This is a genomic window from Pseudomonas nabeulensis (assembly GCF_004682045.1).
Classification (GTDB): domain Bacteria; phylum Pseudomonadota; class Gammaproteobacteria; order Pseudomonadales; family Pseudomonadaceae; genus Aquipseudomonas; species Aquipseudomonas nabeulensis.
In genome coordinates this window covers 32,319-59,210 of the sequence record NZ_QUZT01000001.1, presented here as the reverse complement: position 1 = coordinate 59,210, position 26,892 = coordinate 32,319, and the positions used below count along the sequence as shown (strand labels likewise).

Annotated in this window: 29 protein-coding genes; 17 read left to right on the top strand and 12 right to left on the bottom strand. The window is 57.1% G+C overall.

Annotated elements, in window-relative coordinates:
- Positions 1–17: 17 nt before the first annotated feature.
- The 9 genes from DYL61_RS31790 (at position 18) to DYL61_RS00250 (ending at position 8,773) form a co-directional block, all read left to right on the top strand.
- Complete coding sequence (locus tag DYL61_RS31790) at positions 18–323, top strand: phage tail assembly protein (RefSeq protein WP_238704511.1); 306 nt, start codon at positions 18–20, stop codon at positions 321–323.
- Between the two features lie 140 nt (positions 324–463).
- The gene (locus DYL61_RS00285; protein ID WP_135306727.1) at positions 464–2,980 is read left to right on the top strand and encodes a phage tail tape measure protein; all 2,517 of its coding nucleotides are present in this window, start codon (positions 464–466) and stop codon (positions 2,978–2,980) included.
- Between the two features lie 9 nt (positions 2,981–2,989).
- Positions 2,990–3,835, top strand: coding sequence for a phage tail protein (locus tag DYL61_RS00280; protein ID WP_135306726.1), 846 nt, complete (start codon positions 2,990–2,992; stop codon positions 3,833–3,835).
- A complete protein-coding gene (locus DYL61_RS00275) occupies positions 3,810–4,016 on the top strand; it encodes a tail protein X (RefSeq protein ID WP_135306725.1) in 207 nt (68 codons plus the stop codon). Before DYL61_RS00280 ends, DYL61_RS00275 begins: the two co-directional genes overlap by 26 nt.
- A gap of 16 nt (positions 4,017–4,032) precedes the next feature.
- Positions 4,033–5,076, top strand: coding sequence for a phage late control D family protein (locus DYL61_RS00270; RefSeq protein WP_135306724.1), 1,044 nt, complete (start codon positions 4,033–4,035; stop codon positions 5,074–5,076).
- 63 nt (positions 5,077–5,139) lie between these two features.
- Positions 5,140–5,703: a glycoside hydrolase family 19 protein gene (locus tag DYL61_RS00265; RefSeq protein ID WP_135306723.1), complete on the top strand. Its 564-nt coding sequence runs from the start codon at positions 5,140–5,142 to the stop codon at positions 5,701–5,703.
- Entirely contained in the window at positions 5,685–6,227 is a 543-nt protein-coding gene (locus tag DYL61_RS00260; RefSeq protein ID WP_135306722.1) for a lysis system spanin subunit, read from the top strand. Before DYL61_RS00265 ends, DYL61_RS00260 begins: the two co-directional genes overlap by 19 nt.
- 124 nt (positions 6,228–6,351) lie before the next feature.
- A complete protein-coding gene (locus tag DYL61_RS00255) occupies positions 6,352–7,572 on the top strand; it encodes an acyltransferase family protein (RefSeq protein ID WP_135306721.1) in 1,221 nt (406 codons plus the stop codon).
- Positions 7,573–7,978: 406 nt separating this feature from the next.
- On the top strand, positions 7,979–8,773 hold the full coding sequence (locus DYL61_RS00250) for a DNA adenine methylase (RefSeq protein WP_135306720.1): 795 nt from the start codon (positions 7,979–7,981) through the stop codon (positions 8,771–8,773).
- A 20-nt stretch (positions 8,774–8,793) separates the two neighbouring features.
- Here DYL61_RS00250 and DYL61_RS00245 read toward each other — a convergent pair whose 3' ends face one another.
- Positions 8,794–9,501 carry an SOS response-associated peptidase family protein gene (locus DYL61_RS00245; protein ID WP_135306719.1) on the bottom strand — a complete coding sequence of 236 codons (708 nt, stop codon included), beginning with the start codon at positions 9,499–9,501 and terminating at the stop codon, positions 8,794–8,796.
- Positions 9,502–9,602: 101 nt separating this feature from the next.
- Here DYL61_RS00245 and DYL61_RS00240 point away from each other — a divergent pair, with 101 nt between their 5' ends.
- Together DYL61_RS00240 and umuC are read left to right on the top strand one after the other, a co-directional pair.
- A complete protein-coding gene (locus DYL61_RS00240) occupies positions 9,603–10,028 on the top strand; it encodes a LexA family protein (protein ID WP_135306718.1) in 426 nt (141 codons plus the stop codon).
- Complete coding sequence (umuC, locus tag DYL61_RS00235; protein WP_135306717.1) at positions 10,021–11,298, top strand: translesion error-prone DNA polymerase V subunit UmuC; 1,278 nt, start codon at positions 10,021–10,023, stop codon at positions 11,296–11,298. The genes DYL61_RS00240 and umuC overlap by 8 nt, the downstream gene beginning before the upstream one ends.
- Positions 11,299–11,392: 94 nt before the next feature.
- On the opposite strand, the gene DYL61_RS00230 is transcribed toward umuC, so the two are convergent.
- The 4 genes from DYL61_RS00230 to DYL61_RS00215 all read right to left on the bottom strand — a co-directional run bounded on the left by DYL61_RS00230 (position 11,393) and on the right by DYL61_RS00215 (position 14,236).
- The gene (locus DYL61_RS00230; RefSeq protein WP_135306716.1) at positions 11,393–12,502 is read right to left on the bottom strand and encodes a CBS domain-containing protein; all 1,110 of its coding nucleotides are present in this window, start codon (positions 12,500–12,502) and stop codon (positions 11,393–11,395) included.
- A gap of 185 nt (positions 12,503–12,687) precedes the next feature.
- Positions 12,688–13,263, bottom strand: coding sequence for a hypothetical protein (locus DYL61_RS00225; protein WP_135306715.1), 576 nt, complete (start codon positions 13,261–13,263; stop codon positions 12,688–12,690).
- A 456-nt stretch (positions 13,264–13,719) separates the two neighbouring features.
- Entirely contained in the window at positions 13,720–13,968 is a 249-nt protein-coding gene (locus tag DYL61_RS00220; RefSeq protein ID WP_135306904.1) for a type II toxin-antitoxin system RelE/ParE family toxin, read from the bottom strand.
- A gap of 25 nt (positions 13,969–13,993) precedes the next feature.
- Positions 13,994–14,236, bottom strand: coding sequence for a CopG family ribbon-helix-helix protein (locus DYL61_RS00215; protein ID WP_032902648.1), 243 nt, complete (start codon positions 14,234–14,236; stop codon positions 13,994–13,996).
- Between the two features lie 287 nt (positions 14,237–14,523).
- Between DYL61_RS00215 and DYL61_RS00210 the strand changes: the two genes are divergently transcribed.
- Complete coding sequence (locus DYL61_RS00210; protein WP_135306714.1) at positions 14,524–14,889, top strand: DUF6124 family protein; 366 nt, start codon at positions 14,524–14,526, stop codon at positions 14,887–14,889.
- Between the two features lie 146 nt (positions 14,890–15,035).
- On the top strand, positions 15,036–15,257 hold the full coding sequence (locus tag DYL61_RS00205; protein WP_135306713.1) for a hypothetical protein: 222 nt from the start codon (positions 15,036–15,038) through the stop codon (positions 15,255–15,257).
- Positions 15,258–15,351: 94 nt separating this feature from the next.
- On the opposite strand, the gene DYL61_RS00200 is transcribed toward DYL61_RS00205, so the two are convergent.
- Positions 15,352–16,539 carry an MFS transporter gene (locus DYL61_RS00200; RefSeq protein WP_135306712.1) on the bottom strand — a complete coding sequence of 396 codons (1,188 nt, stop codon included), beginning with the start codon at positions 16,537–16,539 and terminating at the stop codon, positions 15,352–15,354.
- 468 nt (positions 16,540–17,007) lie between these two features.
- Between DYL61_RS00200 and mqo the strand changes: the two genes are divergently transcribed.
- A complete protein-coding gene (gene mqo / locus DYL61_RS00195; RefSeq protein ID WP_135306711.1) occupies positions 17,008–18,654 on the top strand; it encodes a malate dehydrogenase (quinone) in 1,647 nt (548 codons plus the stop codon).
- Positions 18,655–18,756: 102 nt separating this feature from the next.
- Here mqo and DYL61_RS00190 read toward each other — a convergent pair whose 3' ends face one another.
- The 5 genes from DYL61_RS00190 to DYL61_RS00170 form a co-directional block, all read right to left on the bottom strand.
- A complete protein-coding gene (locus DYL61_RS00190) occupies positions 18,757–19,101 on the bottom strand; it encodes a hypothetical protein (protein WP_135306903.1) in 345 nt (114 codons plus the stop codon).
- A 99-nt stretch (positions 19,102–19,200) separates the two neighbouring features.
- On the bottom strand, positions 19,201–19,596 hold the full coding sequence (locus DYL61_RS00185) for a PIN domain-containing protein (protein ID WP_135306710.1): 396 nt from the start codon (positions 19,594–19,596) through the stop codon (positions 19,201–19,203).
- Entirely contained in the window at positions 19,593–19,850 is a 258-nt protein-coding gene (locus tag DYL61_RS00180; RefSeq protein WP_135306709.1) for an AbrB/MazE/SpoVT family DNA-binding domain-containing protein, read from the bottom strand. Before DYL61_RS00180 ends, DYL61_RS00185 begins: the two co-directional genes overlap by 4 nt.
- Positions 19,851–20,021: 171 nt before the next feature.
- Positions 20,022–21,395, bottom strand: a complete 1,374-nt coding sequence (gene ppnN / locus DYL61_RS00175; RefSeq protein WP_135306708.1) for a nucleotide 5'-monophosphate nucleosidase PpnN — start codon at positions 21,393–21,395, stop codon at positions 20,022–20,024.
- Between the two features lie 149 nt (positions 21,396–21,544).
- A complete protein-coding gene (locus tag DYL61_RS00170; protein ID WP_135306707.1) occupies positions 21,545–22,369 on the bottom strand; it encodes an aspartyl/asparaginyl beta-hydroxylase domain-containing protein in 825 nt (274 codons plus the stop codon).
- Positions 22,370–22,679: 310 nt separating this feature from the next.
- On the opposite strand from DYL61_RS00170, the gene fabV reads away from it, so the two are divergent.
- Together fabV and DYL61_RS00160 are read left to right on the top strand one after the other, a co-directional pair.
- On the top strand, positions 22,680–23,873 hold the full coding sequence (gene fabV, locus DYL61_RS00165) for an enoyl-ACP reductase FabV (protein WP_135306706.1): 1,194 nt from the start codon (positions 22,680–22,682) through the stop codon (positions 23,871–23,873).
- A gap of 214 nt (positions 23,874–24,087) precedes the next feature.
- A complete protein-coding gene (locus DYL61_RS00160) occupies positions 24,088–24,711 on the top strand; it encodes an HAD family hydrolase (RefSeq protein ID WP_135306705.1) in 624 nt (207 codons plus the stop codon).
- On the opposite strand, the gene DYL61_RS00155 is transcribed toward DYL61_RS00160, so the two are convergent.
- Positions 24,708–25,613: a LysR family transcriptional regulator gene (locus tag DYL61_RS00155; protein WP_135306704.1), complete on the bottom strand. Its 906-nt coding sequence runs from the start codon at positions 25,611–25,613 to the stop codon at positions 24,708–24,710. The genes DYL61_RS00160 and DYL61_RS00155 overlap by 4 nt on opposite strands.
- A 103-nt stretch (positions 25,614–25,716) precedes the next feature.
- Here DYL61_RS00155 and DYL61_RS00150 point away from each other — a divergent pair, with 103 nt between their 5' ends.
- Positions 25,717–26,886 (top strand): aspartate aminotransferase family protein, encoded by a 1,170-nt coding sequence (locus DYL61_RS00150; protein WP_135306703.1) that lies wholly within the window; start codon positions 25,717–25,719, stop codon positions 26,884–26,886.
- Positions 26,887–26,892 lie beyond the last annotated feature (6 nt).

Below are 26,892 nucleotides of genomic sequence, written 5' to 3'. Positions count from 1 at the left end.
TGCTGCTGGATGCCGGGATGCCCGAGAAAAACGACCAGATCCCGACTTGGTTGGTCGTCGGCCCGGACGGCGCCATCGTCACGCTGTCCAGACCCTATGACATCAAAGACATCAAGCACGACCGACTGATGTTGCGCGCACCGACTGTACGTGACGTGCGTGCTGCGACCTCGGCGTCCAATGGTGACGACGATCAGCGCGAGACACTCCTCCTGGCCAACCTGTCTGAGTCCGACACCAAGGATCTGGAGGGGCTCAAGCTGACGGACTACCAGCGGCTGCAAGCCGCCTACTTTCGCCTGGTGCAGGACGACGGGGTTTAACGCCGAACTGCAGAAGCAGGTCGCGAAACGCTTGGCGACGCAATATTCCTTTGCCGCCAATGAAATCGAGACCATGCCCTTTTCCACGATGATCTGGTGGCTCATGGACTGAGCCCCGCATCCCTGCCTGGAGTGTTCTCATGGCAAACAACCTGGCGCTCGGCCTTGTCATCGGCGGCGTCGTCAGCTCCACGGTCGGCGCCGCCTTCAAGGACGTTGAAGGCCGCATCAAGAAACTCGGCGAAACCGGCACCAAGGCCCGTGTGCTGCAGAGCACCATCGGCGACACGATCCGCCTGCGGGACGAATGGAAAAAAGCCCACGACACCGGCTCAGCCTCCGCCGGTGACCTGCTGAAAAAGCTGGAGGGCAATCTCAAAACCCTGAAGGAACAGGGCATTGAGGTCGGCAAGTTGCGTAGGGAATACCAGGCCCTCGGCAAAGTAGCGCGGGGCGCCGAACTCAAGGCGCTGGGCCATACGCAGATCCAGCAGGGCAAGGAGGGGATGAAGAATTCTCTGGGCCAGGCCGCTGTGCTGACAGGGTCGTTGGCGATCCCGACCAAGATTTCTGGCGATTATCAGGCGCAGATTCGCCAGATGTCCTTGTGGGCGCACACCGCCGGTACCGGCGATGAGGCCAAGCTGGCGGCGAGCATCAGCAAGGTCGCGGCAGAGAAAGGTATGAGCCAGCAACTGCTCGCGAAGTCGGTTGGTGCCTTGATCGAAAAGGGCGTGGACTGGGACGTGGCCACCTCCTATGCCGGGCAGATCGCGGACCTGATCGACGGCCAGGGCGTGGAGCCCGAAACCATCGCGACCCTGATCAACTCCTTCAAGGAAGCCGGGGTCAAGCAGGGCGACATGGCGGCGATGCTGGGCCAGGTAGCAGCGGCCGGAGACATCGGCGCGTTCGGCCCCAAGGAAATGGCAAAGTACTTGCCCGCCATGCTTGGCAACATCAGGCGCTTGGGTATGGAAGGCCCGGAGGCTGTGCGCTTTCTGGGTGCCAGTCTGCAGTCGCAGTATTCGCAAACCCAGGACGCGGCGGCTGCAGCCACTAACATGAACAACCTGCTCAACGCAGTGATCAGCAGCACCAGCCAGGAACGGTTTGCCAAAGAAGGTTATGACTTGGCCGGCTCGATCAACGCGGCGACGAAAAGTGGCAAGGCGGCGAATCCTGTCGACGCGTTCATCATGCTCAGTGAGCAGTTGATCAAAAAGCAGGATCCGGCCAAGGCCAAGAAAATCGAGGCCCTCAAGGAGAAAATCAAAAGCTCAGTCGATGGCAGCCAAGAGGAAGCGCAGGCCATGATCGCGCTCACCGAAGCGGCTGGTCTGGCAACCATTGTCAGCGATCAGAGCGCCAGTGCGGGCCTGCTCGCGCAGATCAAATACGGCGAAAAGATCAAGACGGACATGTCGACCATCAAGAAAACGGACGGCAAGGCCAAGATCGAATCGGACGCGGCGAAGGCGCGGGAGACGTCCAACCGGAAGTGGGCAACGGCGACAGCCGGCATTGAATCCTCGATGACCCGCATCGGTGATGCATTACGGCCGCTGACGGATGTGGCGGCAGACGGGCTGGCGAAAGTGGCCTATGGGCTTGGCGAGTTGGCAGGTCGGTTTCCGACAGTGGTCAGCGGGGCGGCCGTGCTGGCTGCTGGTGTTGTTGGCCTGGGCGCTGCGATCAATGCGATCAAGATCGGCAAAGGCTTGATGAATGTTGCTCGCGGCTCGCTGATGGGCAATCCAAACGTGATCCAACGAGTGTTTGTCACGAACCCTTCCAGCAGCGGTGGCGGGGTCGATGTAGGTGATGGAAAGCGGCGTCGCGGCAAGGGCAAACGTGGTCGCGGTGGCCGAGGCGCTCCCGTCAGTACCGCTGCACCTTCGGCGCCGATTGGCGCAACGGCCAGCCGGTTCGCGCCCAAGGCCATGATGGGTAAGGGGCTCGGGTTCGCCAAGGTTGGCGCGCCTATGGCACTGATCGAGGCGGGTTTGATCGCTGCTGATACCTATCAAAACGCCGAGACCCGCGATGAAAAGGCCGAGGGCTACGGTAATGCCGCTGGCACCTTGGCCGGAACATTGGCCGGTGCTGCAGCGGGCGCCGCGATTGGTTCGGTGGTGCCGGTGATCGGCACCGTCGTTGGCGGATTGATCGGCGGCTTCCTCGGCAGTTGGGGCGGCGGCGAGTTGGGCGGGGCGGTGGGTAAAGCCGCTTTTGGCGGGCCGGACACACCTGTAGAGCGTCTGGCTCAGCCTTCGCCGTTGCGGTTGCCAGCGCCAGGTGCGGCAGTTATGCCACGTCTGGCGCAGATGGCGCCGTCGCTATCGTCCGGCCCGTTGATGCTTAAAGCGCCGGCAGCACCGGGGCCCGCCTTGGGGGATGTCTCGCGTTCGTTGGCGGCGGCTCCCACAGCAACTACGGCTCCGGCCGTGCTGGCTGCTGGACTCGCCGCGAAACCGGAACCCCCTCGGATTGATCAACAGTGGACGTTTTCTCCAACCATGCCGGTGACCGTGCACGGCGACGTCAAGGATCCACGGCAGCTCGCGCAGGAGATGATGCCGCACCTGCGTCAGATGTTCGAGGAGTTCAGCCGGGAGCAGGGGCGGCGCAACCTGTTCGATGCCCCCCACGTTTAAGGAGTTGTCATGGCTTACATGGAGCAACTGCAATCGGGCTTCAAATCCCTGGTCCAGGCCGGGGAGGCGGGCCGCCACAGCATCGACGATATGATCGGCCCGGTGAACGGCGCTATTGGGGAAATCAGCGGGGCGGCTGATGAACTGTCCAGCATTCCCGGCGTGCCACCTGGTGTCGGCGAGAAGCTGCAGCGGGTTATGCGCGGGATCAACGCGGCGCAGTCCAAGGTCGGTACGGTGCTGGCGACCTATAGCAAAGCCACGCGTGCGTTGTCGGCAATTGACGAGCGCTTGGGCACGTTGAAGGAACAAGCTGCTAGGGCCAGCACCGCGATCAATCAGATCGCTGGCAAGGTCAGTCCGCGCCTGGCGAACATCTTGCCTACCAGAGCATTGGCGCCCAATGCCACGCCTCTGGCGGAAGCGGTCAAACCGTTTCCGCACCTGCTGATCCTGCAGCCGCTGCAGGCGAATGCGCAGCCGTTCTACTTCAACCTGGACACCGCGGCGTTTAACGAGCTACGCCGGCAGACGGAATTCCGCTGGGCCTCGCAAGAGCGCCTCAGTCGTCGGCCGGCGCAGCAAGCAGTGGGCATAGGGGAAGATAAGCTCAGTCTGAAGGGTGTGATTTTCCCCACGTTCAAAGGTGGGCTTAAGCAACTCGACACACTGCGTTCAATCGGCGGGCAGTTGCTGCCGTTGAATCTGACCACTGGCTACGGCGTTGTCCTCGGCACCTGGTGCCTACGCAGTATGGAGGAAGAGCAGGGCGCGCTGCTGGCCGGCGGGATCCCGCGCAAGCAAACCTTTAGTTTGGAGTTCTCGCGCTATGGCGATGATATGCAGAACGTCTGATGGCGACCTGCTGGATACCCTGTGTCATCAGCATTACGGACACCTCAATGGCACGGTCGAGGCGGTGCTTGCGGCCAACCGTTTGTTAGCGGATGAGCCGCAACCTCTGCGTACTGGCTTGTTAATTACGTTCCCGGATATTGAGCGGCCTACGGTTGAGCAGGTGCAGTTGTGGGATTGAATGTCGAGGACTACATATGAAGCCCATCTTTCGAATCGTAGCTGATGGCACCGATATAACCGCCTTGATCAACGACCGCCTGCTATTGCTGCGCACATTGGACAAACCCGGCATGGAGTCGGACGAGTTCGAGTTGCGAATCGATGACCGTGACGGTGCCGTCGCGCTCCCCAAGAAGGGCGCCGGGATCGAGGTCTACCTCGGCTACGCCAGCAAAGCGATGGCGCGCTTGGGTCGGTATACCGTGGATGACATCGAGGTTTCTGGTCCGCCTGACACCCTGGTCATTCGCGGCAAGGCCAGCGACATGCGCGGCAGTGGCAAGACTACCCGCAGCGGCAGTTGGGAAAATGCACCGCTGTCTAGGATCGTCAGCGACATTGCCGCACGCAACGGATGGAAGCCGGAATGCCCTTTAGCCACGGTCGTGCCCAGGGCCGATCAGTTGAACGAGTCGGACTACAACTTTATCACTCGGCTCGCCAAGGACCATGACTGCACTGCCAAGGTCGCCGACGGCAAGCTGCTGGTGCTGCCACGTCAAAGCGGGCAGACAGCCAGCGGCAAGAACCTGCCGGCGATCACCATTCGCCGCAGTGACGTTAGCCGTTGGCAGTTCCGTTTCACCGACCGTACCACTCAGAAGGCCGTCAAGACCAAGTACCAGGACAAGAAAACCGGCGAGCTGGTCAACCTGACTTTGGACAACGACGACGCACCGGCAGGTTTGCCGCCCGTTCATACCGACCGGCATATCCATCCGAACAAATCCGCCGCTGAACAGGCCGCCAAGGCACGACTCGCGGCGTTCAACCGCTCGACTGCTGAGGTTCGGCTGGAGATGGTCGGTCGCACTGACCTGTTTGCTGAGCGGCAGATCAATGCGCTGGGCTTCAAGGATGGGTTGGACGGGGAGTTCCTCGTCGACTCGGTGGAGCAGGTGTTCACCCAGTCCGGCTGGAGCACCACGGTGGAATGCAACGCAGGGAAGAAGGGCAAGGCCAAGGCGGCCGGCAAGAAAAAGAAAAAGTCCAAGGAGGTCAAGGTTCTGGAGCTGTAACTGATCGCACGTGTTCCACCACCCGCCGCCATCGAGCGGTATTTTTTTGTTTGGGAAAAAGCGATGTCCATCTCTGAGCAGCAACTACAACGCATCATGCCTAACGCCCGCCGCCAAGCGGGCGTTTTTGTATCCGCGCTAAATGCGGCCATGATCAACCGCAAGATCGATACACCGAAACGTCAGGCGGCTTTCCTTGCCCAGATCGGCCACGAGTCCGGCCAACTGCAGTACGTGCGTGAACTGGGGGGCGATCAGTACCTCAGCAAGTACGACACCGGCGCGCTAGCTGCCAAGCTGGGGAACACGCCGGCAGCCGATGGTGACGGCCAACGCTATCGCGGCCGTGGGCTGATACAGATCACCGGTCACGACAACTACCTGCGCTGCAGCCTGGCGCTGTTCGGTGATGAACGATTGTTGCGCACGCCGGAGCTGCTGGAACTGCCGCAATGGGCGGCAGAGTCTGCGGCGTGGTTCTGGTCGGTAAACGGATTGAACGCGCTCGCGGACAGCGATCAGTTCAACACCATTACCCGCCGGATTAACGGCGGGCTCAACGGCTTGGAGGATCGTCTGCAACTGTGGGCCAGGGCGAGGGCGGTGTTATGCGTCTCTTCGACCTGATCCCCGCGCAGTTCCGCATTGCTGCCGCCGCTTCGTTGCTAGTGCTGCTGGCTACCGGCTCGGCTGCATTGGCCTGGACCGTTCAAGGCTGGCGTTGCGGTCAGCAGCTGGAGCGCCAGGCCCGACTGCATTCGGACACCCTCAAGGAATTGTCCCTGGCGGCTGCCACCCAGCAACGCAAAGAGCAAGACAAGCGCTTCGCCCTGGAGCAGCGCCTGCAAAGCAAAGACGAAACGCACTACAAGGAATTGACCGATGAACAAAACAAGCAAGCTCGCCTGCGTGATCGCCTCGCTACTGCTGATCTGCGGTTGTCAGTCGTACTCGCCACCACCGACGCCACCAGCGGTTGTTCAGTGCCAACCACCACCTCCACCGGCCGCGTGGTTCATGGCCCCGCAAGAGCCCAACTTGACCGAACGCATGCTCAACGAATTATCGGAATCACCGATGCCGGCGACCAGGGATTGATCGCGCTGCGGGCCTGTCAGGCCTATGCGAAGGATGTTTCCGCGCAGAAGTAAATGGCTTAGACGAACGGGACGTATCGGCGCCCCGTTTACCTACCAAATCAAAACCGCTTCGTGATGAATTGAATGTACGGTAATATTTCCGTTTGTTTGCATACGGTTACAATTAAGGACGAACATGCTTGATAGAAAGCAGCTGCCGAAGCACCTTTACTCCCTCGACATAGTTCGAGGCCTTGCAGCCTTGGTTGTTGTGCTGTGGCACTGGCAGCACCTTCTATATACTGATGGCGTTAGTTCCTCGTACAGGCTCGTGGATCAGCCGTTCTATAGCGCGTTTTCAATTTTTTATAATCATGGTTGGATGGCGGTCGACTTCTTCTTCTCTTTATCTGGGTTTGTATTTTTCTGGCTTTATTCTGATTCTATCGCCAACAAGCGTATAGGAGGGGCTACCTTCTTTGTTGTGCGGTTTTCTAGGTTGTATCCCCTGCACTTTGTAACCTTTGTCTTTGTGTTGGTTATGCAGCTTCTCTTGCATGCGAAGACGGGTAGCTATTTTGTATATCAAAATAATGATGTTTATCGTGCGGTCCTAAATTTATTTCTGGCTAGCAGCTGGGGTGTGCTGCCGGGTTACTCATTTAATGGTCCAATCTGGTCGGTCTCTGTCGAGGTTCTCTTATACTTTGTATTTTTTGTCACTTGTCTTACCTTCAGTAATAAGTACCTGGTAGCTGCTGCATGTGCGGTGGCAGGAATAGTTATAAATGAGTTTCTGCCAGAGGTTGGACGCGGGATGTTTTCGTTTTTCGTCGGCGGGTTAACATTTTGGATTTATTCCAAAGCTGCGACATGTGCTCGTGCGAAAGCGTTAACTGCACTCGTTGCGATATTTGCTTTGGCGGTATGGGGTTGTGTGTTTATCGATTATGAGTACTCCTATTTGACTGCAGGATTACAGCAACTACTAGAGAGTGTGCTACCAGGCGGCTATAGCGTATTTATTCCTGGATTGATTTATAGGATTTCGCACCTGTCGATATTTGGCGTGGTTTTTCCGTTTTCAATACTTGCACTGGCGCTCGTTGAAACGTTGCGCGGTGGGCTTGGTAAACGGTTTGCTGTGATTGGTCATTTAAGCTATTCGTCGTATCTTCTTCACTTTCCATTGGAATTAGTGTTCTTTGTTGTAGCTCTGAATCTTGGGATTGATCGAGAATTTTTCTACAGTAAGTATGCTCTGTTGCTGTTTGGTGCGATCCTGATTCCGCTTTGTTTGTTGAGCTACCACTATTTTGAACTCCCGATGCAGCGGTTTTTCAGAGCGCGCCTGACGAGCAAGTGGAATGGTCCGGTTGCTGACAATGTTGTCTCTCGAGTGGAAAGAACTCTGTAATCTGAGCTTTCGGGGGAGGGGCGTTATGCCCCTTCTTTGGTGAGTTGAGAGCACTCCCGAACACTATGCATATGCGCACCACGCTGTGCGGTATCAAGCCTTGCTATCTATCTTTTGCACATAGGTTTGATCGATCGAATACATCGACCGATGTGACACTGTTTCTCCCCAACAATTTTTTGCAGTAAGCCACCCGAGCCTTGAAGGCTTACGGGATGGTCGCGTCCACGAAAAAAGACTCCTCTACACCCAAGTAATAAGAGCGACCGGGCAGGATGCGTCAACATCCAGCCCGGTCACCTTCCCTGCAGAACATCCCTGCAAGTCCAGCCAAGGCTCCTGCTTCGTGCACAAAGCGGAGCGAGCCTAGCACTGTTCATCCATACAGCAAAGGTCTTGCTTTTATATGTCCACACCCATCATCCCTTGGATGGGCGGCAAACGCCGCCTGGCCGACCGCCTTATCCCGCTCTTCCCGCCACACGAATGCTACGTTGAAGTTTTTGCCGGCGGTGCCGCGCTCTACTTCATGCGCCCCCAGGCCGCGCCGGTTGAAGTCCTCAACGATATTAATGGCGACCTGGTGACGCTGTACCGCGTTGTGCAGAATCACCTGGAAGAATTCGTGCGTCAGTTCAAATGGGCTCTCAGTTCCCGTCAGGTGTTCGAGTGGCAGAAGATGACCCGCCCTGAAACCCTCACCGATATCCAGCGTGCCGCTCGGTTCTTCTACCTGCAGCACCATGCCTTTGCGGGCAAAGTGACAGGGCAGACGTTTGGCACTGCTACCACTGGCCCGGCCATTAACCTGCTGCGGATCGAGGAGAACCTTTCTGCAGCATGGCAGCGGTTGTCCGGCACCTACGTTGAGAACCTTCCTTGGTTGGACTGCGCTGAACGCTACGACCGGGCGCACACGTTTCATTACATGGATCCTCCATACTGGCAGACGGCAGGCTATGGCGTGGATTTCTCCTTCGAGAATTACGAGCGGATGGCTGACTTCATGCGTCGCTGCAAGGGGCGGGTGATGGTCAGTATCAACGATCATCCTGATATCCGCCGCGTGTTTGAGGGGTTCCACTTCGAGACGGTCGACATTCGATACTCGACCGCTAATCAGCGCCAAGGTAAAGCCGATCTGAGTGGTGAGTTGGTGATCATGAACTGGGAGCCCGCCGCGTTGGGGGGGCTGTTCTGAAGATCAAGTCTCAATGTTGATTAGATCAACCATCTTTGGGGGGGCGCAGGCTGCAACAACTCGGCCCCCTGGTTTTTCACATTCCCAACTGCTTTGCCAACCGCATACCACTCAAATGCGTCCACTGGCTGACAGCATTCCTTCGCTATTTCCTCCGCCCGTTCAGGGGAAAGGTTTGGGTCAAGCCATTCCCTGGCATGTTCGGGTGTGAGCACCAAAGGCTTGCGGTCGTGGATGTCCACCATGCCCTGATCGCTGGCGGCGGTAATGATCACAAAACCATCGCCCTCATGAGGTTCAAGGCCGGGGTGAACTTGGGCCAGTGCTCCAAAGAACATGGGTTTCTGACTCTTCAATCGAATGAAATAGGGCTGCTTCTTTTTCGGATCTTGAGAGTCTTTAACCCACTCATACCACCCCTCACTAGGAACCAGGGCGCGGCTATTCGGCCAGAGTTGCTTAAAAAACTTGCCCGTGGTGACCGTCTCTACGCGTGCGTTGATCGGGTCGGGGCGTTTGCCCTTCGCCCAGAAAGGCGACCATCCCCATTTGACTGCATCTATATGCAGTCCATCTTCTCCAGCGTGCAGCACCTGCACCCGCGTTGATGGAGCGATGTTGTAACGTTCGATAGGCTTGGCATCGTAGCCGCTGAATAGCTCTATTTGCGGGCTCAGTTCTTCAATAAAGATTGCCATTCCTTCGTATTGCACGAATCGTCCACACATACTCACCTCTCCGCCTGTCGAAATCCCCTACAGAAAAATTGACCGCGTGCGTCCTACAAAGTTAACTGTACATTCGTACAGTATAAGTAAAAGGCCGCGCCATGAGCTTTACCATTTTAGGTCCCATCGCTGAGGTCGGCTCTAAGCTGCCACTGTGTTCGTTCCAGGTCCCTGCCGGCTTTCCGTCGCCGGCGGCTGATCACATTGAGCAGCACATCTCGCTGGATGAAGTTCTGAATATCCGTGCGCCACATGTGTACCTGGTGGCGATCACCGGCGACAGCATGCAGGGCGTCGGAATCTTCGATGGTGACCTGGCCGTGGTGGATCGTGCCATCGAGCCGGTCCATGGGCATGTGGTTGTGGCGCTGCTGAACAATGAGCCCGTCTGCAAGCGGCTGTGTAAGCGCGGTCGTGAAGTAGTCCTGCTTTCCGAAAACCCCAAGTTCCCGGCACGCTACGTTCTTGAGGGCGACGAACTGTCGATCTGGGGCGTGATCACCAGCACAGTGCGCAGCCATGTCTAAGCAGCAGCCAACCTTCGCACTGATCGACTGCAACAGCTTCTATGCCAGTTGCGAACGGGTATTTCGGCCCGACCTGGCGAAGGTGCCCATCGTGGTGCTGAGCAATAATGATGGCTGCGTGATCGCTCGGAGCTACGACGCCAAACCCTTCATCAAGATGGGCGAGCCGTATTTCCAGATCAAGCACAAGCTTAAGCAGCACGGCATTGTCCCGTTCTCCTCCAACTATGCGCTGTACGGCGACATGAGCGAGCGCGTCATGAGCCTGATCGAGGCGATGGTGCCGGCGGTGGAGGTGTACAGCATTGACGAGGCGTTCGCCGATCTGACTGGTATCTGTGGGCTGGATGCCTTAGGCCGGCAGATTCGGGCCCAGGTGCTTCTCTGCACTGGTATCCCGGTTGGTGTTGGTATCGCTCACACAAAAACCCTGGCGAAGCTGGCAAACCATACGGCGAAGCGATTGCAGGCCCAAACCGGTGGAGTGGTCAACATCACCGATCCGGTTAAGCGTGACTGGGTGCTACGCAATACGGATGTGGCGGAGGTGTGGGGTGTTGGCAGCAAGATGAAACTCCATCTTGATGCCATGGGTATCAAGTCGGCTATGGACCTGGCTAGGGCCGATCCGTGGACGCTTCGTAAGAAGTTCAGCATTGTGATCGAGAAGACGGCCAGAGAGTTAGGCGGCACGCCTTGTCTGGAGCTGGATGAACCGGATCCGCCCAAGCAGGAGATCTGCTGCAGCCGCATGTTCGGTAAGAGGCTGACGGAGCTGCCGCCCATCAAGGAGGCGGTGGCCACCTACATGATGCGAGCCTCGGAGAAGCTCCGCGCTCAGAACTCGCTGTGTAAAAAGGTACGCGTGTGCATCCGCACTGGCATGTTCAACCCGGAGGAAGCGAAGTATGCCAATGGGGTGGTGGTGGATATGCCGTATCCCACTGATGACGTGCGGCTACTTACGCAAGCGGCGGTGGGAGCGCTCGATCGGATATTTCGACCAGGCTTCAAATACAGCAAGGCTGAGGTGATGTTGCTCGGCCTCTGTCAGCCTGGCGAATACACGGATGATTTTTTTGCTTTATCACAGCCGGCTGAGGCAACTCGGGTGATGGAGGTCTTGGACCAAATCAACGAACGCTGGGGCAGGCACACTCTGCGCTCGGCTAGTGTACCGAAAGAACCCACATGGGCTATGCGCCGCGAGATGATGAGCCCTAGCTTCACAACGAAGCTTGATCAGCTCTGGGTAGTGAATTGTAAATAGTTTGAAGGCGTTTTAGCTATTTTTTTCATTTTTGCAAAAACGCCGCTAGACGGTGTGTAAGTGTGTACCGCGATGCAAAGATTTATACAGTCACTTACTTTATGGTTTGATTAATGCTTAAGCTTTGTATTGTATGAATGAAACGAACAAAGTGGTGTAGAAGTTCGTGGTCATCCTCTGAAATGCCGTCAGGGTCAAAGTGCATCACGTCATTCCTGATTATACGAACTTTGTCGAGTTCTTTGGTAAAGGTTTTTTTGTCAACTTTAAGATTTGTTTTTAGCCACAGGCTTGGGTCCTCAAAGAGGCGAATGTATTCACCAAAGGTTAGATCGGCAACCGAGTCAATTGCCCGCTCACTATCCGAAGGATTTACAATGCTGATTAATTCTTCTTTCGTGAATTTGCCATCTATTATTTTCCTTATATGGTTTTCTATCTCGGAAAGTAAAAGAAATGGCTCGGAAAGTTGTTTAAATTGAGTGCTGAGATCGGTTGTGGTGATTATTCCACTTATACGCTGGTCGGGGGCGCGAACTAGAACGTATGAGTACTCGACAATTCTGGGGAGTGCTGAAAAAATTGAGTCTACGGAATTTATCTCTCTGTGTGGTTTCATGTAGTCCCGAACGAATGTGGATTGAGAGTTTGCCAAGATCAGTTTTGGGGTGATGCTTTCCCAGCTAATTACGCCCTTTACATCGCGTTCGTTGGTCATTACAGGAAGCTGTGAATAGTCATGGCGTAGCATTAGAGTGATTGCCTCGTTGAGGCTGCTGTCTGGTTTTACCGTTATGAGATTCACGTTCGCTGCTTCTAGCCGGCTTACTCGAAATGCGGGTTCTGATACAGCTCCAGATATGAGTTCTTTCTGTGGTGATGATTCGCACTCGCTTGCTTCGGGCACGGAGCCCGTTTCACTCACTGGGTTATCAGCGTTTTCAAGAGTGTCTTGCTGAGTTATCTCCTCTTGGGTGGGAGCATAAAGAATAATCTTGGAGTCTAAAGGGACGCTATCAAAGTCAGGCTTTGTTGTTACACCTAAAGCTTCTAGCGCTTTGCGGATTTTGTAGGCTACCATATAGCCTCTACGTTCGGCTCCAAACCAACTTATAAGTTCTCGAACCGATATGGGCATGGACTCCATTCCTGGGCCTAATCCATCAAGAATTTTTTCAAGCCTATCCATGTTTGATATTGTCATAAAAAACCTCCTTGAGTGTTGATTTTTGACCGGTACTCTGAGTTGGGTGCAAGCAAATGAAATTATAATATTTAGTTTTTTAGGCTTTTCCGCACTTGTTTGTGATGATTAGTGAGTGCTAGTCTGTAGCTAGTAAATCTTAAGTCTGCGCAGTTGGGAGTGGCGGTGTGGCACGAATGTCTATGTCAAGTTGAGGATTGTGCCCATATTAAGAGGAGGGTAAGTATCCAATAAACAAGGCTGGATGCCCCAATAAAAACTAAAAGCCACAGTGTGAAAAGTTGGATTTTTCCGGCGGGAACCATTGGGGTTACATTTAAGTATTTTGCAAGTACTTCATCGGATTTACAATAGCTGTTTATGTTTTGATAGGTCTGGGGTGGAAAATATAAGTAGCCGACAATTATTTGCTCGCCTGGGACTAGCGTTGGAATTAAAATTTCTCCTGTATTATCCAGGTTTCTAACTACCTCGTGAGCTAGCGGGGGGTGGATTTGGAAGTCAGGAAGGTAGTGGTGGCCAATCCGTACATTTGTAGCAGATTTTTTTCCTGAGTTACGAACCGCAATGGTATGAGTGTGGACTGTTATCGGTTGAGCATTTGGAGTGTTCTGATTTCGTGTAGGGATTGCAAAAGATTGAATCATGTAAAATACAAGTTTTGGTTTGGCGTCTAGATAGATTTTTGCCAATAGACCGACGACTGCTGTCAAAAAAGGTGCCGCAACCTTCACCACGGCATCGAGTGTGATTTCCATCATATGTATACAGTCCTTCATGGTGAAGGCGAAACGATATCATTTTTGGTGGTGTCCAGGTAGAGCCGTTCATGTGCGTGATCCTAGAGATGTTCAGGTGCTAGATCGCGTCTTTTAGAGCGGCTGAAAGAGTATTTTCCACTTGTAGCAGTCAGGTATGTTTTGTTTTGCCGACCACTAGAACTGCTTGGAGCCACCTTGACCCTATCTCATGCGCAGAATGGAGATTGATACGTAATTGCTTAGAAATTGCTACGAGAGAAGTCGGCAGGTGTAGTGCGACCAGCCAAATCAGCAGGAAGCGTACGGACTACGTCCAATCCATCATCGGGGCGACGGAAAAGCGGCGGGAGAGGGGAGCGGTTTGTAGGGGCATTGGGGAATCTGAGTCAACGAGGCGAATGGGGCGCAGTTTATCAGGGATGGATGTTGATTGTTCGAGGGCACTGTTTCCTGTATTCACCACTTTGAACGGGGACGCTGCCGCGTATGAAATACGCCGAGGATCTGCAGGCGATCACCGCGTACCCGATACGGAATCAGATATGACCAATTGGGTACTGCCCATTCTCGGGTGTTTTTGACCCGGCCTTCACGGCCCATAGAAGGAAATTGAGCGAGCTTGTCGACGTTGGTGAAAATGGCATCGGAGAAATCGTCGGCCGCTTTTGGATTTTCGAGAGCGATATAGTTAGCCTCGTCTTCCAGGTTTTTGAGTGCTTTTTCAAGCCACTCAACCCGCGTTCCGACTCCAGCGCCTAGCGCGCATGGCTGCCACTTGGTCGTCGGTTGCGAATTTTCCTTCGTCGGCTTCTTTCACTGCCAACTCGATCTGAGCCGTCAGTGTTTTTTCGTGCTCGATGTAGTCGCGAAGAACGTCCATCGCTAGATAGCTCGCAGTCTGGCCGTTGGTTTTGGCCAGGTCCGCTAGGGAGTTGGATAGATCTTCCGGCAAATTTAGGGAGATTCCAGTCATGGCGGCCTCGATGATGGGGGGTGTGGGCATCTTACACCGAGGATCGTTGGCTTGAATCAGCAGATCGTCGCGAGGTGTATCCAGAGGTTATTAACCTCAATTCAGAGCATCGTGGTTTTATCGATTTGGTCTGAGGGCATTCTGGGGAAACTTCCTACTCTCCTTTCGGCTTGCCCCTCAGACCACCCATCGCTAACCTCCGCAAGCCGCTGTAAACTCAGCGGCCGGAGGTGGAAGTCCGTATTGCTAAGGCGTTTTAACTCCCGGAAATATTTGGAGCTTCGCCCATGTCCAACAAGTCACGTAACCCTTTTGTCGATCACAAAACTGCTCCCGTCGATACCAAGCTACATATGGCGGCCCAGCGTGCTATTCACCATTGCTTGCCTGAATCTGACGACGCGATACCCGTCGATCAGCGAGTTAACAAACTGTTCTCAGTCAGCCCCAACGTCGACACCGAAACCCTCCTAGCCAACGCCGCCGAAAACCTGGAGTCCGCCAACCAAATGGCTGCCTCCCTAGCGTTCGATCTCGAAGACCCCCACCGCGCCATCGTCTTGGGCATCCAACAACTAATCGATCTAAGTGTTCTGCTCGTTGACCGAGCGCAAGAGCAAGTTGCGCCTGCCGCCGGTACAGCCGCAGCCTGACCCCCAACCCCGCCGCCTTACCTCAAGGCGGCAACCTGAACCCCTCCTGTCACCCCGCAAAATTTCATCATTCCCCGCGCTTTTGAGGTCTACGATCCTCTTCAACAGAGGACTCCCGCGCCTCCAGTCCACAGGGAACTCAAAACATGATCTCGAACCTCACTAAAGTCGTGATGATTGCTGGCACGTTGCTGCTGACCGCTTGTTCGACGGGATCGTCCGGCGTGAGCAGTGACCCTTGTTTTTCAGGCGGATGCCAGGCATTCGGGGACCATAGCCCCAGCAAAGCCGCCAAGATGAATTTTGGCGGCAGTGGCTTGGGAAGTAGTTATGGGGAGTATGGGTCGGGGTTGTTGCATGATGATTGATGGGGTGGTGGGGCAGTCAGTCGTGTGTTGACTGAGCCCCCGCCATCGGGGGCGAGCCCCCTCCCACATTGGAATTGAGGTGGTCTGAGACGTCTCAGTGGCCACCTTTCATGCGGCGGGCGATCAGGTAGATGCCCAGGCCTGCCAGCGCCGTCGCGGCGCCGATGTAGCCGGTGCTGGTCCAGCCATATCCGGCCGTAATCGCCATCCCTCCCAACCACGGGCCCAGTGCGTTCGCCAGGTTGAATGCCGCATGGTTCGAGGCTGCAGCCAGGCTCGGCGCTTCGTGTGCGATGTCCATCAGGCGGATCTGTAACGGTGCGGCCATGGCGATCATGGTGCCGACCAGGCCGATACCCAGCAGTACGCTCCATAGCGAGCTGGCGGCGAAGGTGAAGAAGATCAGCACGGCCATCGACCACACCATAATCCAGCCCACCGCGCGAAACTGCATGCGATCAAACAGCTTGCCACCGGCAATGTTGCCGATGATTCCGCCTACACCAAATGCGGCTAGCCCGAAGGGAATCCATTGCGGCGATACCTTGGTCACTTCAAGCATGGTCGGCGCCAGGTAGCTGAACACGCAGAACATCCCGGCAAACCCAATCGCGCCGATGGACAGCGCCATCCACACCTGGGGTTTGGTGAAGGCGCGCAGTTCCTTGCGCGGGTCGCTGCGTTGCTCATCGTGACGATGGGGCACGAACTGCCAGACGAGGGCGATGGTGCACAAGGCTATTACGCTGACCAAGGCAAACGCCGAGCGCCAGCCCAGGTGCTGGCCGAGGAAGGTGGCGATGGGGTTGCCCAGCAGCATGGCCAGGGTCAGGCCCATCATGACTCGCGCGACGGCGCCCGCACGTTTGTCGCTGGGCACCATGCTCGAGGCGACCACGGCGGCGATGCCGAAGTAGGCGCCGTGGGGCAGGCCGCTGATAAAGCGGAAGGCCACCAGCGAGCCGAACGTTGGGGTGAAGGCCGTGGCGAAGTTGCCCAGGGCATACAGGCCCATCAGCAACAGCAGCATGTGTTTACGCAGCAACTTGGCGCCGAGGATGGCCAGCAGTGGGGCGCCGACCATCACGCCCAGTGCGTAGGCGCTGATGGCGTGGCCGACCTGGGGCTCGCTCAAACCCAGGTTCTGGGCGATGTCGGGCATCAGGCCCATGATGGCGAATTCGCCAGTACCGATAGCGAAAGCGCCCACGGCCATGGCCGCTTCCATTTTGGCGGCGCTGCGCGCGGGCAGCACATGCCCGGGTGTTTGCTGGATAGTCATGGGTAGCTCTGTGTGGAGGGGTGGCACGAAGGACAGTCGCCGATGCTACGCAAGAGGCGACAAAGGTGTCTAGAACAGCCGTTTGCGCGAGAGTTCCAGGCCTGTGACCTCTGGTCGCGTCTGCCGGACTTGCCAAAATCCTCATTTTAGAGCTGTCAATTGGCCAAACGGCGCATAAACGCTGTTTGGCGTGATATTCTCCGCGCCGTCCTGGGCTAGTCTCTTTCTGGTACGTACACCCGTATACGTCCCGGAGAGTCGCTGTCGCCCAGGTAGCTGAAGCCAATAATGATAAAAAGTCAGCGCAGAAGGGACATAAAAGTGAGGTCGACACGTCGACCTTGTGTGCCCACCCTGCGGCCCTCAAGTGAATGTGCAAGCCCCGCGTACGTTGCCTGGCGTAGCGATGATGGTGTGCTCATGATCCGGGGTGGTAGGGCGGATGGCGTTTTATCATAGGTGCTACAGATGTTTAAGAAAGTAAACACTGCCTTGCTAGGGCTCGCTTTGTCGCTGGGGATGAGTTCCGTTCACGCGCAAGAGGCAAAGAAAGTCGATGTGCTGCTGATCGGCGGCGGCATCATGAGTGCAACCCTGGGTGTCTGGCTCAATGAGTTGGAACCGGACTGGTCGATGGAAATGGTCGAGCGCCTCGATGGCGTGGCCGAAGAAAGCTCCAACGGCTGGAACAACGCCGGTACCGGTCACTCGGCCCTGGCTGAGCTGAACTACACCCCGGAAGACAAGAACGGCAACGTTGAGATCCCGAAAGCGGTCGAGATCAACGAAGCGTTCCAGATTTCCCGTCAGTTCTGGTCTTGGCAGGTCCAGCAGGGCGTGCTGAAGAATCCACGTTCGTTCATCAACACCACTCCGCACATGAGTTTTGTGTGGGGCGATGACAACATCAAGTTCCTGAAAAAGCGCTTCGAAGCCCTGAAGGCGAGCCCGCTGTTCGCCGGCATGCAGTACTCCGAAGACCCGGCGCAGATCGCCAAGTGGGTTCCGCTGATGATGGAAGGGCGTGACCCGAACCAGAAGATCGCGGCCACCTGGAGCCCGCTGGGTACCGACATGAACTTCGGCGAGATCACCCGCCAGTTCGTCGCTCACCTGCAAACCACGCCTAAGTTCGACCTGAAACTGTCGAGCGAAGTGCAGGACATCACCAAGAACGCCGACGGTTCGTGGCGCGTCAGCTACAAAAACCTGAAAGACGGTACCAAGACCGAAACCGACGCCAAGTTCGTGTTCATCGGCGCGGGCGGCGGTGCTCTGCACTTGCTGCAAAAGTCCGGCATTCCTGAAGCCAAGGAATACGCAGGCTTCCCGGTCGGGGGTTCGTTCCTGGTGACCGACAACCCAACCGTGGCCGAAGCCCACTTGGCCAAGGCCTACGGTAAGGCGTCGGTTGGCGCACCGCCGATGTCGGTTCCGCACCTGGACACCCGCGTGCTGGACGGTAAGCGCGTGATCCTGTTTGGCCCATTCGCGACCTTCTCCACCAAGTTCCTGAAAGAAGGCTCGTACCTGGACCTGCTGACCAGCACCACCACCCACAACATCTGGCCAATGACCAAAGTCGGTATTCGTGAATACCCACTGGTCGAGTACCTTGCCGGCCAACTGATGCTGTCGGATGACGACCGCTTCAACGCCCTGAAAGAGTACTTCCCGAACGCCAAGAAAGAAGACTGGCGCCTGTGGCAAGCCGGTCAGCGCGTGCAGATCATCAAGCGTGACGAAGAGCAGGGCGGCGTCCTGAAACTCGGCACCGAAGTGGTCAGCTCCGCCGACAACACCATCGCCGGCCTGTTGGGTGCATCGCCAGGCGCGTCCACCGCGGCTCCGATCATGCTGACCGTGCTGCAGAAAGTGTTCAAGGACAAGGTTGCGACACCTGAGTGGCAGGCCAAACTGCACCAGATCGTACCGAGCTACGGCACCAAGCTGAACGACAGCCCGGAAGCGGTTGCCAAGGAATGGGCCTACACCGCCGGTGTCCTGCAACTGCCTACCCCGCCTGTGATTCCGCAGCGCGCTGCGCCAACGGCGACCGAGGCTGCCAAGCCTGCGGCAGAGCCGAGCAAGCCAGCGTCTGACCTGGCTTTGTAAGCAATACGCAATGAAAAGCCCGCTGAACCGGTAACGGTCAGTGGGCTTTTTTATGGGCGCTGATTCGCGATCACGTCTTGATGGGGTATTGCGTCATGCGAATTAAATCGGTTTTTCCGTACCTAGCAAGCGTACTTCCCGCAACAGCGCCGCGCCCAATTGATCAGTACCCAACTCCCTGTAGCCCACGGCCTTTATCTCGCCGTTCTCTTCTGCCTGAATAATGATCACCGGGGTTTCCTTACCGGTGGCTTCGTCGATATGCAGCGCGTACTGCGGGATGTCCAGCTTGATGGGCGTACCTGCGGCCTCACCTTTTACATTGATCAGAAACGCCGCGCAGCCTGTCTCGACATCTGCACTGGTAGCCGGGCGGCCGCTGACGAAGCAGGTTTGCGGCAGGTCAGGCCAGTTGATGGCGGTAGCGTTGGCCAGTGTGGAAGCCATGGTCAGGGCTGCGAAAACAAACGTGCGCACGTAGGGCTTTCTCTCAATCGGGTTGAACACGGTTTTTACCAAAGCCTGGATGTAGTCGCAATGCGACAGCTAGACCAGGCGCTTCATGCCGGCTGCCTTGGCGGCGCTCAGGTCGAACGTAGCGGTATATTCGCAGCCTGCTGCATGGGCACAACGCTCTATGAGGCAGTCGGCAAAATCGGCCTTGCTGGCAGTGAACCGTCGAAGCGCCTGCCAGATAATTTCAGCATGTTCGATAGTCAGTTCGCGGGTGCGTAGCAACGTTTCCAGGACAGTGACTATGTCGCCCTTGGCGGACTGATAACAGCTTTGTAGAACCCATACCAACTCCACCACGGACACCAGGCTGACAAAACCGGGTGTAAAGCTGGTGAGTGATTCGATCAGTTCGGATGCCTTGGGCGATTGCACGGGATCATCCTGGGTGACATAGCGCACCAGCACATTGGTATCCAGCCCGATCATCCCGCCTTCGCTCCTTGCGCGGCGATGGCACGATTCATTTCTTCAAGGGAAACAGTTTTGGCTGGCTTTTGGATCAGGCCCTTGAGGTCATGCACGGTTTTGCTGGCGGCGATGATGGAAAACTTGCCGTCTTCCATTTCGACAAACTCAACGCGGTCCCCGGTTTCCAGGCCAAGCGCGGTCCTGACCTGAACGGGAATGGTAATTTGCCCTTTTGAGGTAAGTGTGGCGGTTGCCATAGTGAAGATCTCCATCGTGATATTCCTTACCTTAGGGTAAGGAATTATGGAGGACAAGATCCGTTGGTCCATAGGTCGCTCATTCGTTGTAGGTGAATCGGAGTCAATAAAACCCTAGTCCGATTCACGCCGTTCGCACGCCTGGGAAGGGCTCCAAAGCGCTACAACTTATGACCGACTGCTGGCCTATTGCACTACGCGATAGCACGGCACATACGCCGCGCCGCCCGGCAACTTCATGCGGTGTTGGGCAACGAACGCCTGCAACAGCTCATCCAGCGGTTTCATGATGGCCGGGTCGCCGTGGATCTCGTAGGGGCCATGCTGTTCGATCAGGCGAATGCCTTTGTCCTTCACGTTGCCCGCCACAATCCCCGAGAACGCGCGGCGCAGGTTGGCCGCCAGCTCATGGGGTGGCAGTGCATGGTTTAGTTGCAGGCTGGCCATGTTGGCGTGGGTCGGGTCGAACGGACGCTGGAAGCTCTCATCAATCTTCAACAGCCAGTTGAAGTGGAAGGCATCGTTGCGCTCGCGTCGGAATTGCTTCACCGCTTTAAGCCCAGCCGTCATCTGGCGTGCCACTTCCGCCGGATCATCGATGATGATCTGGTAGTGCGCTTGTGCAGCCTCGCCCAATGTGGCGCCGACAAACGCGTGCAGTTGTTGCAGGTAAGGCGCTGCGTGCTTCGGCCCGGTGAGGATGACCGGGAAGGGCACGTCCCGATTGTCCGGGTGCATCAGGATACCCAGCAGGTACAGGAATTCTTCGGCCGTACCCGCGCCGCCGGGGAAGATGATGATGCCGTGGCCCACACGGACGAAGGCCTCAAGGCGTTTTTCGATGTCCGGCAGAATCACCAGTTCGTTGACGATCGGGTTCGGCGCCTCGGCCGCGATGATACCCGGCTCGGTCAGGCCCAGGTAGCGGCCGCCGACGATGCGTTGCTTGGCGTGGGAAATGGTCGCGCCCTTCATCGGACCTTTCATCACGCCAGGGCCACAGCCGGTGCAAACGTCCAGGCTGCGCAAGCCCAGTTCATGGCCGACCTTCTTGGTGTATTTGTATTCTTCGGTATTGATCGAGTGTCCGCCCCAGCACACCACGATTTTTGGCTCGACACCGGGGCGCAGCGTGCGGGCGTTGCGCAGCAGGTGGAATACGTAGTCGGTGATGCCCTGGGAGTTGCTGAGGTCGATGCGCTGGCTGTCCAGCTCGTTCTCGGTGTAGACGATGTCGCGCAGGGCGCTGAACAGCATCTCGCGGGTGCTGGCGATCATTTCACCGTCGACGAAGGCGTCGGCGGGGGCGTTCAGCAGTTCAAGGCGCACGCCGCGATCCTGCTGGTGGATGCGCACTTCAAAGTCTTTATACGCATCAAGGATGGTCTTGGCGTTATCGATATGCGCGCCGGTGTTCAGGATGGCCAGGGCGCACTGGCGGAACAGGGTGTAGATGCTGCCGGTGCCGGCTTCGCTGAGTTGCTGCACTTCACGTTGGGACAGGGTTTCGAGGCTGCCCTTGGGGCTGACGGACGCGTTGATGACTTGACGTTGGGGCATTCTGATTCCTTGAAAGCGCAGCCACCGCACCTGCAAGACGCTGCGATGGCTTGAGAATGGTCGGCGCCGATACGGTCGCACGAGACGGTTTTTTACCCCAGCCGCAGGGCCGAGTGCAAACACCGTCCAGCACCATCATGCCGCAGAACTTACTGAATCAGCTTCCAGTTTTTGTAGAAAACCCGACGCAGGGTAAAGACCATCCGGGCAAAGCCCGCAATTATGGCGTTGAGCAGTGCAGGCATCGGCGTAGGCCGCACGATATCGATAAACAGGCAGTAGCGTTTTGCATCGTTTTTGTTGAAAGACGCATGCATCAGCGTGTCATCGAAGATGAACAACGGATCGTCGTGCCAGTAATGTTTGTGCTTGCCGACCTGGATATACACGCCTTCATGATGGGGCGCCGGGGCCATGTTGTAGAGCACGCGGAACATCATGCGCAGCGGGCCGAAGTGAAAGGAGGTCGAGCGGTTTTCGTTGAACACCGACACGCCGATGGTCTTCACGAACGGCAGTTTTTCCCGCAGTTTCGGAATATCGAGGGCGGTTTCGATGGGGCGCCCGTACCATTGGAAAAACAACATGCCACGCTTTTTCTCGGCCATGCGCTCGTCCAGATAGCCGATGATTTCATCCTTGTGGGCCATGGCCTCATCAATGACCTGTTGCAGGTCTTCGCGCCAGGTGGGTGGCAGGTCGCGCATCGTGTAAACGTGACGGTTACGCGAACTCAGCAGGTCAAACAGCGTGTTGAACGGCGCCAGCAGCCAGGTGTTGCGTCCACTGCCGATAAAGTATTTCTCGATAGTCCTGCGATCGTACAATCCATTGCGCAGAAAATCGTAGACACCGCACACCAGCACCAAGCCCAGGAACACCAGGGTCGTGACCGGGAAGCAATAAATGATCAGCAGCACACCGATGACCCAGGCGGCCGACACCATTTTCTTGCGGATGACACTCGCACTCATGAAACTCAGCTCCAGCGGGGAAGATACGCAGGCGGCAGCCCTTCGACGCCGAGCGGTGCGAAGCGCTGAAACATGTTGAAACATTCTCCTTATGATAGGGCTTTATTCCCTGGTCAGGCGTTTTAAATATTGCAAAATTGTGAAGGCCTTACACAGTTTTTAACCCGTTCAGCGTTTTGTTGATTGGATTTTGTAAACAGAACATTTGCGACTATCGTGACGCTTCGGTTTTTCGGACGTCATAGACCGGTACGATTGAAGTTGAATGGCCACCACTGGCCGTCGACCCCTTGGAAGAGGCAGAAATTTTATGATCATCAAACCGCGGGTTCGTGGCTTTATCTGTGTGACCGCTCACCCTGTTGGCTGTGAAGCGAACGTCAAAGAGCAGATCGACTACGTCACCCAGCACGGCGCCATCGAAGGTGGCCCCAAGAAGGTGCTGGTCCTCGGCGCTTCCACCGGCTACGGTCTGGCCGCGCGCATCAGTGCCGCGTTTGGCTGCGGCGCCGACACCCTGGGCGTGTTTTTTGAGAAAGAAGGCGAAGAAGGCAAATTGAGCTCGGCCGGCTGGTACAACAGCGCCGCGTTCGAGAAGTTTGCCGTCGAGAAAGGCCTGTACGCCAAGAGCATCAACGGTGACGCGTTCTCTGACGAGATCAAGCGCCTGACCATTGAAACCATCAAGAAAGACCTCGGCAAGATCGACCTGGTGGTCTACAGCCTGGCCGCACCACGCCGTACCGACCCGCAAGGCGTCGTGCACAACTCCACGCTCAAGCCGATCGGCAAGGCCGTGACCCTGCGCGGTATCAACACCGACAAGGGCGTTGTGGTCGACACCACCCTCGAGCCGGCGACCCAGGAAGAAATCGACGGCACCGTCAAAGTGATGGGCGGCGAAGACTGGCAGCTGTGGATCGACGCCCTGCGTGACGCCGATGTGCTGGCCGAAGGCGCCAAGACCACCGCGTTCACCTACCTCGGTGAGAAGCTGACCCAGGACATCTACTGGAACGGCTCCATCGGCGAAGCCAAGAAAGACCTGGACAAGAAAGTCCTGACCCTGCGCGACAACCTCGCTGCGCTGAAGGGCGACGCCCGTGTGTCGGTGCTCAAGGCCGTAGTCACCCAGGCCAGCTCGGCAATCCCGATCATGCCGCTGTACCTGTCGCTGCTGTTCAAAGTGATGAAAGAGCAGGGCACCCATGAAGGCTGCATCGAGCAGGTCTACGGCCTGTTCAAGGACAGCCTGTACGGCAGCGAGCCGAAACTCGACGCCGACGGCCGCCTGCGTGCCGACCTGGCTGAGCTTGAGCCTAAGGTTCAGGACGCCGTGGCTGCGTTGTGGAATCAGGTGACCGACGAGAACGTCAACGAGATCAGCGATTTTGCCGGCTACAAGGCTGAGTTTCTGCGCTTGTTCGGCTTTGAAGTCGACGGCGTGGACTACGAAGCAGACGTGAACCCGACCGTGAAGATCAATGGCTTGATCCAAGCCTAAGACGCGCGGTCGAAACTAAATGTGGGAGGGGGCTTGCCCCCGATAGCGGAGTGTCAGGCAACATATCTGTCACTGATCCACTGCTATCGGGGGCAAGCCCCCTCCCACATTGAATGTGTGTATTCTCGGAATCTTCTTACGCTCTAGCGCATATTTCCCGCCTTTCAAATCTGCCAGACTCCATCCGCTATCACTCACGCTAACGGAGGATCTGATGACGATTCGTGCAGTAGTTTTTGATTTCGGCGGTGTCCTGTTCGACTGGAGCCCGCAACATCTGTACCGCAAGCTGATTGCCGACGACCATGAGCGGCAGTGGTTCCTCGACAACATCTGCACCCAGGCCTGGAACACCGAGCAAGACGCCGGTCGCTCCCTGGCCGAAGGCACGCTCAGCCTCATCGAGCAATATCCCCACCATGAAGCCTTGATCCAGGCTTACTACGATCGCTGGCACGAGATGCTGCGCGGCCCGTTGCCGGACGGCGTGGCGATCCTGCGCGCATTGCATGACGCCAATATGCCGCTGTTCGGGCTCACCAACTGGTCGGCGGAGACCTTTCCCTATGCCCGTGCCAACTACCCGTTCCTACAGTGTTTCCGGGATATCGTGGTGTCCGGCGAGTTGAAGCTGATCAAGCCGGATGCGGCGATCTATAACGCCAGCCTCGGTCAGGTTCGCGCCCACCTGCCGGATATCCAGCCGGCTGAGGTGGTGTTCATTGATGATGTGGCCGGCAATATCGAGGCCGCGGTAGCGCTGGGCTGGCAAGGGATTCACCACGTGTCCGCCGAACGCACCACCGCGCAGTTGCGTGCACTGGGCGTGGGCTTCTAGCGCGCCCACTTTTCCATGGCGAAATCGACGAACGCTCGCAGTTTGGGCAGGCGATAACGGTCCTGGCCGTATAGCAGGTGCATGGGTCGGCTAGGCAGTTGATAGGCGGTCAGCAACGCCACCAGTTTTCCGCTCTGCAGGTCGGGCTGCACCAGGGCATCGGGCAACATCACGATGCCCATGCCTTGCACGGCCGCCTGGCGCAGGGCTTGGGAGCTGTTGATGGTCAATGAGCCGGACACCGGGATTTCCACTTCACCTTCTGCGCCGGTCATGCGCCACAGCTTGTCGGCGTTACGCCAATCGTCGGTGGAGGGGTAGGCGAAGGCCAGGCAGTCATGTTGCTGCAGGTCATCGGGTGTTCGCGGCGTGCCGCGCCGTGCCAGGTAATCCGGAGCGGCACAGAGGGTGATCGTGTAGTCCTGCATGGGGCGGGCGATCAGGCTGGAGGGCTCCAATTCGCCCAGGCGGATCGCCACGTCGAAGCCGCTGTCGACCATGTCCATGCGCTGGTTGCTGAGTACCACGTACAGTTTGATCAGCGGATAACGCTGGGAGAACTCGCTCAAGGCGGGTGCCAGGCGTTCGGTTCCAAATGCTGGCGGGGCAGTGATGCGCAGGGTGCCCCGGGGAATATCGCTGTGGGCCTGTTCGGCGAGCTGTTCTGAGTCGGCCACCAAACCCAGCACTTCCAGGCAGCGCTGGTAATACTGGCCGCCAAACTCCGTGAGGCTTTGTTTGCGCGTGGTGCGCTTGAGCAGGCTGACGCCCAGCCGTTGCTCCAGGGCGCGCAGATGATTGCCGACCATGGTGGTCGACATCCCGCAAGCCTGGGCGGCGGCAGTCATGCTGCCTGTCTCCACCACCTTCACGTACACCGACATCGCCTGGAACAAATCCATTATCAATCCCTGGTTTAAAGTCATTGCAGAAAAGTGCAGTTTATCCAGTCAGGGTGGCTAACGATACTGGCGCTATCACCCTGATTGAACGGAGCCCGCCACCATGACCGCCGCCTGCCTGATGTCCACTTACCAATCCTTGGCCCTGAGTTTTACCCGTGGCCTGGGCACGCGCCTGTGGGACCAACAAGGCCGCGAATACCTGGATGCGGTGGCCGGTGTCGCGGTGACCAACGTAGGCCATTCTCACCCCAGGTTGGTGAGCGCCATCAGTGAGCAAGCGGGGTTGTTGCTCCACACCTCCAACCTCTACAGCATTGACTGGCAGCAGCGGTTGGCTCAGCGACTGGCCCACCTCTCGGGCCTCGACCGTGCCTTCTTTAATAACTCCGGTGCCGAAGCCAACGAGACGGCGCTGAAACTGGCACGGTTGCACGGCTGGAAAAAGGGCATCGAGGAGCCGTTGATCGTGGTGATGGAGAATGCTTTTCACGGCCGCACGCTGGGCACCATGGCGGCCAGTGACGGGCCTTCGGTGCGCCTGGGCTTTCAACGGTTGCCGGGGGATTTTCTCAAGGTTCGCTTTGGCGATATCGCCGCCCTGGAAACCATCACCAATACGTTTGGAGCGCGCATCACCGCTGTCTTGCTGGAGCCCATCCAGGGCGAAAGCGGCGTACTACCGGCGCCGCCGGGATATCTGCAAGCCCTGCGCGACCATTGCACCCGCCACGGCTGGCTGCTGATGCTCGATGAAATCCAGACAGGCATTGGCCGCACCGGCGCCTGGTTTGCCTTCCAGCACGCTGGCATCGTGCCGGATGTCATGACGTTGGCCAAAGGCCTCGGCAACGGCGTCCCCATCGGCGCCTGCCTGGCCCGCTCGGCTGTAGCCGAGCTGTTTACGCCAGGCAGCCACGGCAGCACGTTCGGCGGTAATCCGCTGGCCTGTCGGGTCGGTTGCACGGTGCTGGAGATCATCGAAGAGCAAGGCTTGCTACAGAACGCAGCGCAGCAGGGCGAACGTTTGCTGGCGCGGTTGCGGGTCGAACTGGCGGATCACCCACAGGTACTGGCCATTCGTGGGCAGGGCCTGATGATCGGTATCGAGTTGGCCAGCCCCTACCGCGACCTGGCCGAGCGCGCAGCACGTGAGCATGGGCTATTGATCAACGTGACGCGGGGCAAGATCATTCGTTTGTTGCCGCCGCTGACGCTGGATGCCAAGGAAGTCGAGATGATCGTGCGGGCCATCACCCGCCTGCTGGATTGAAATGCT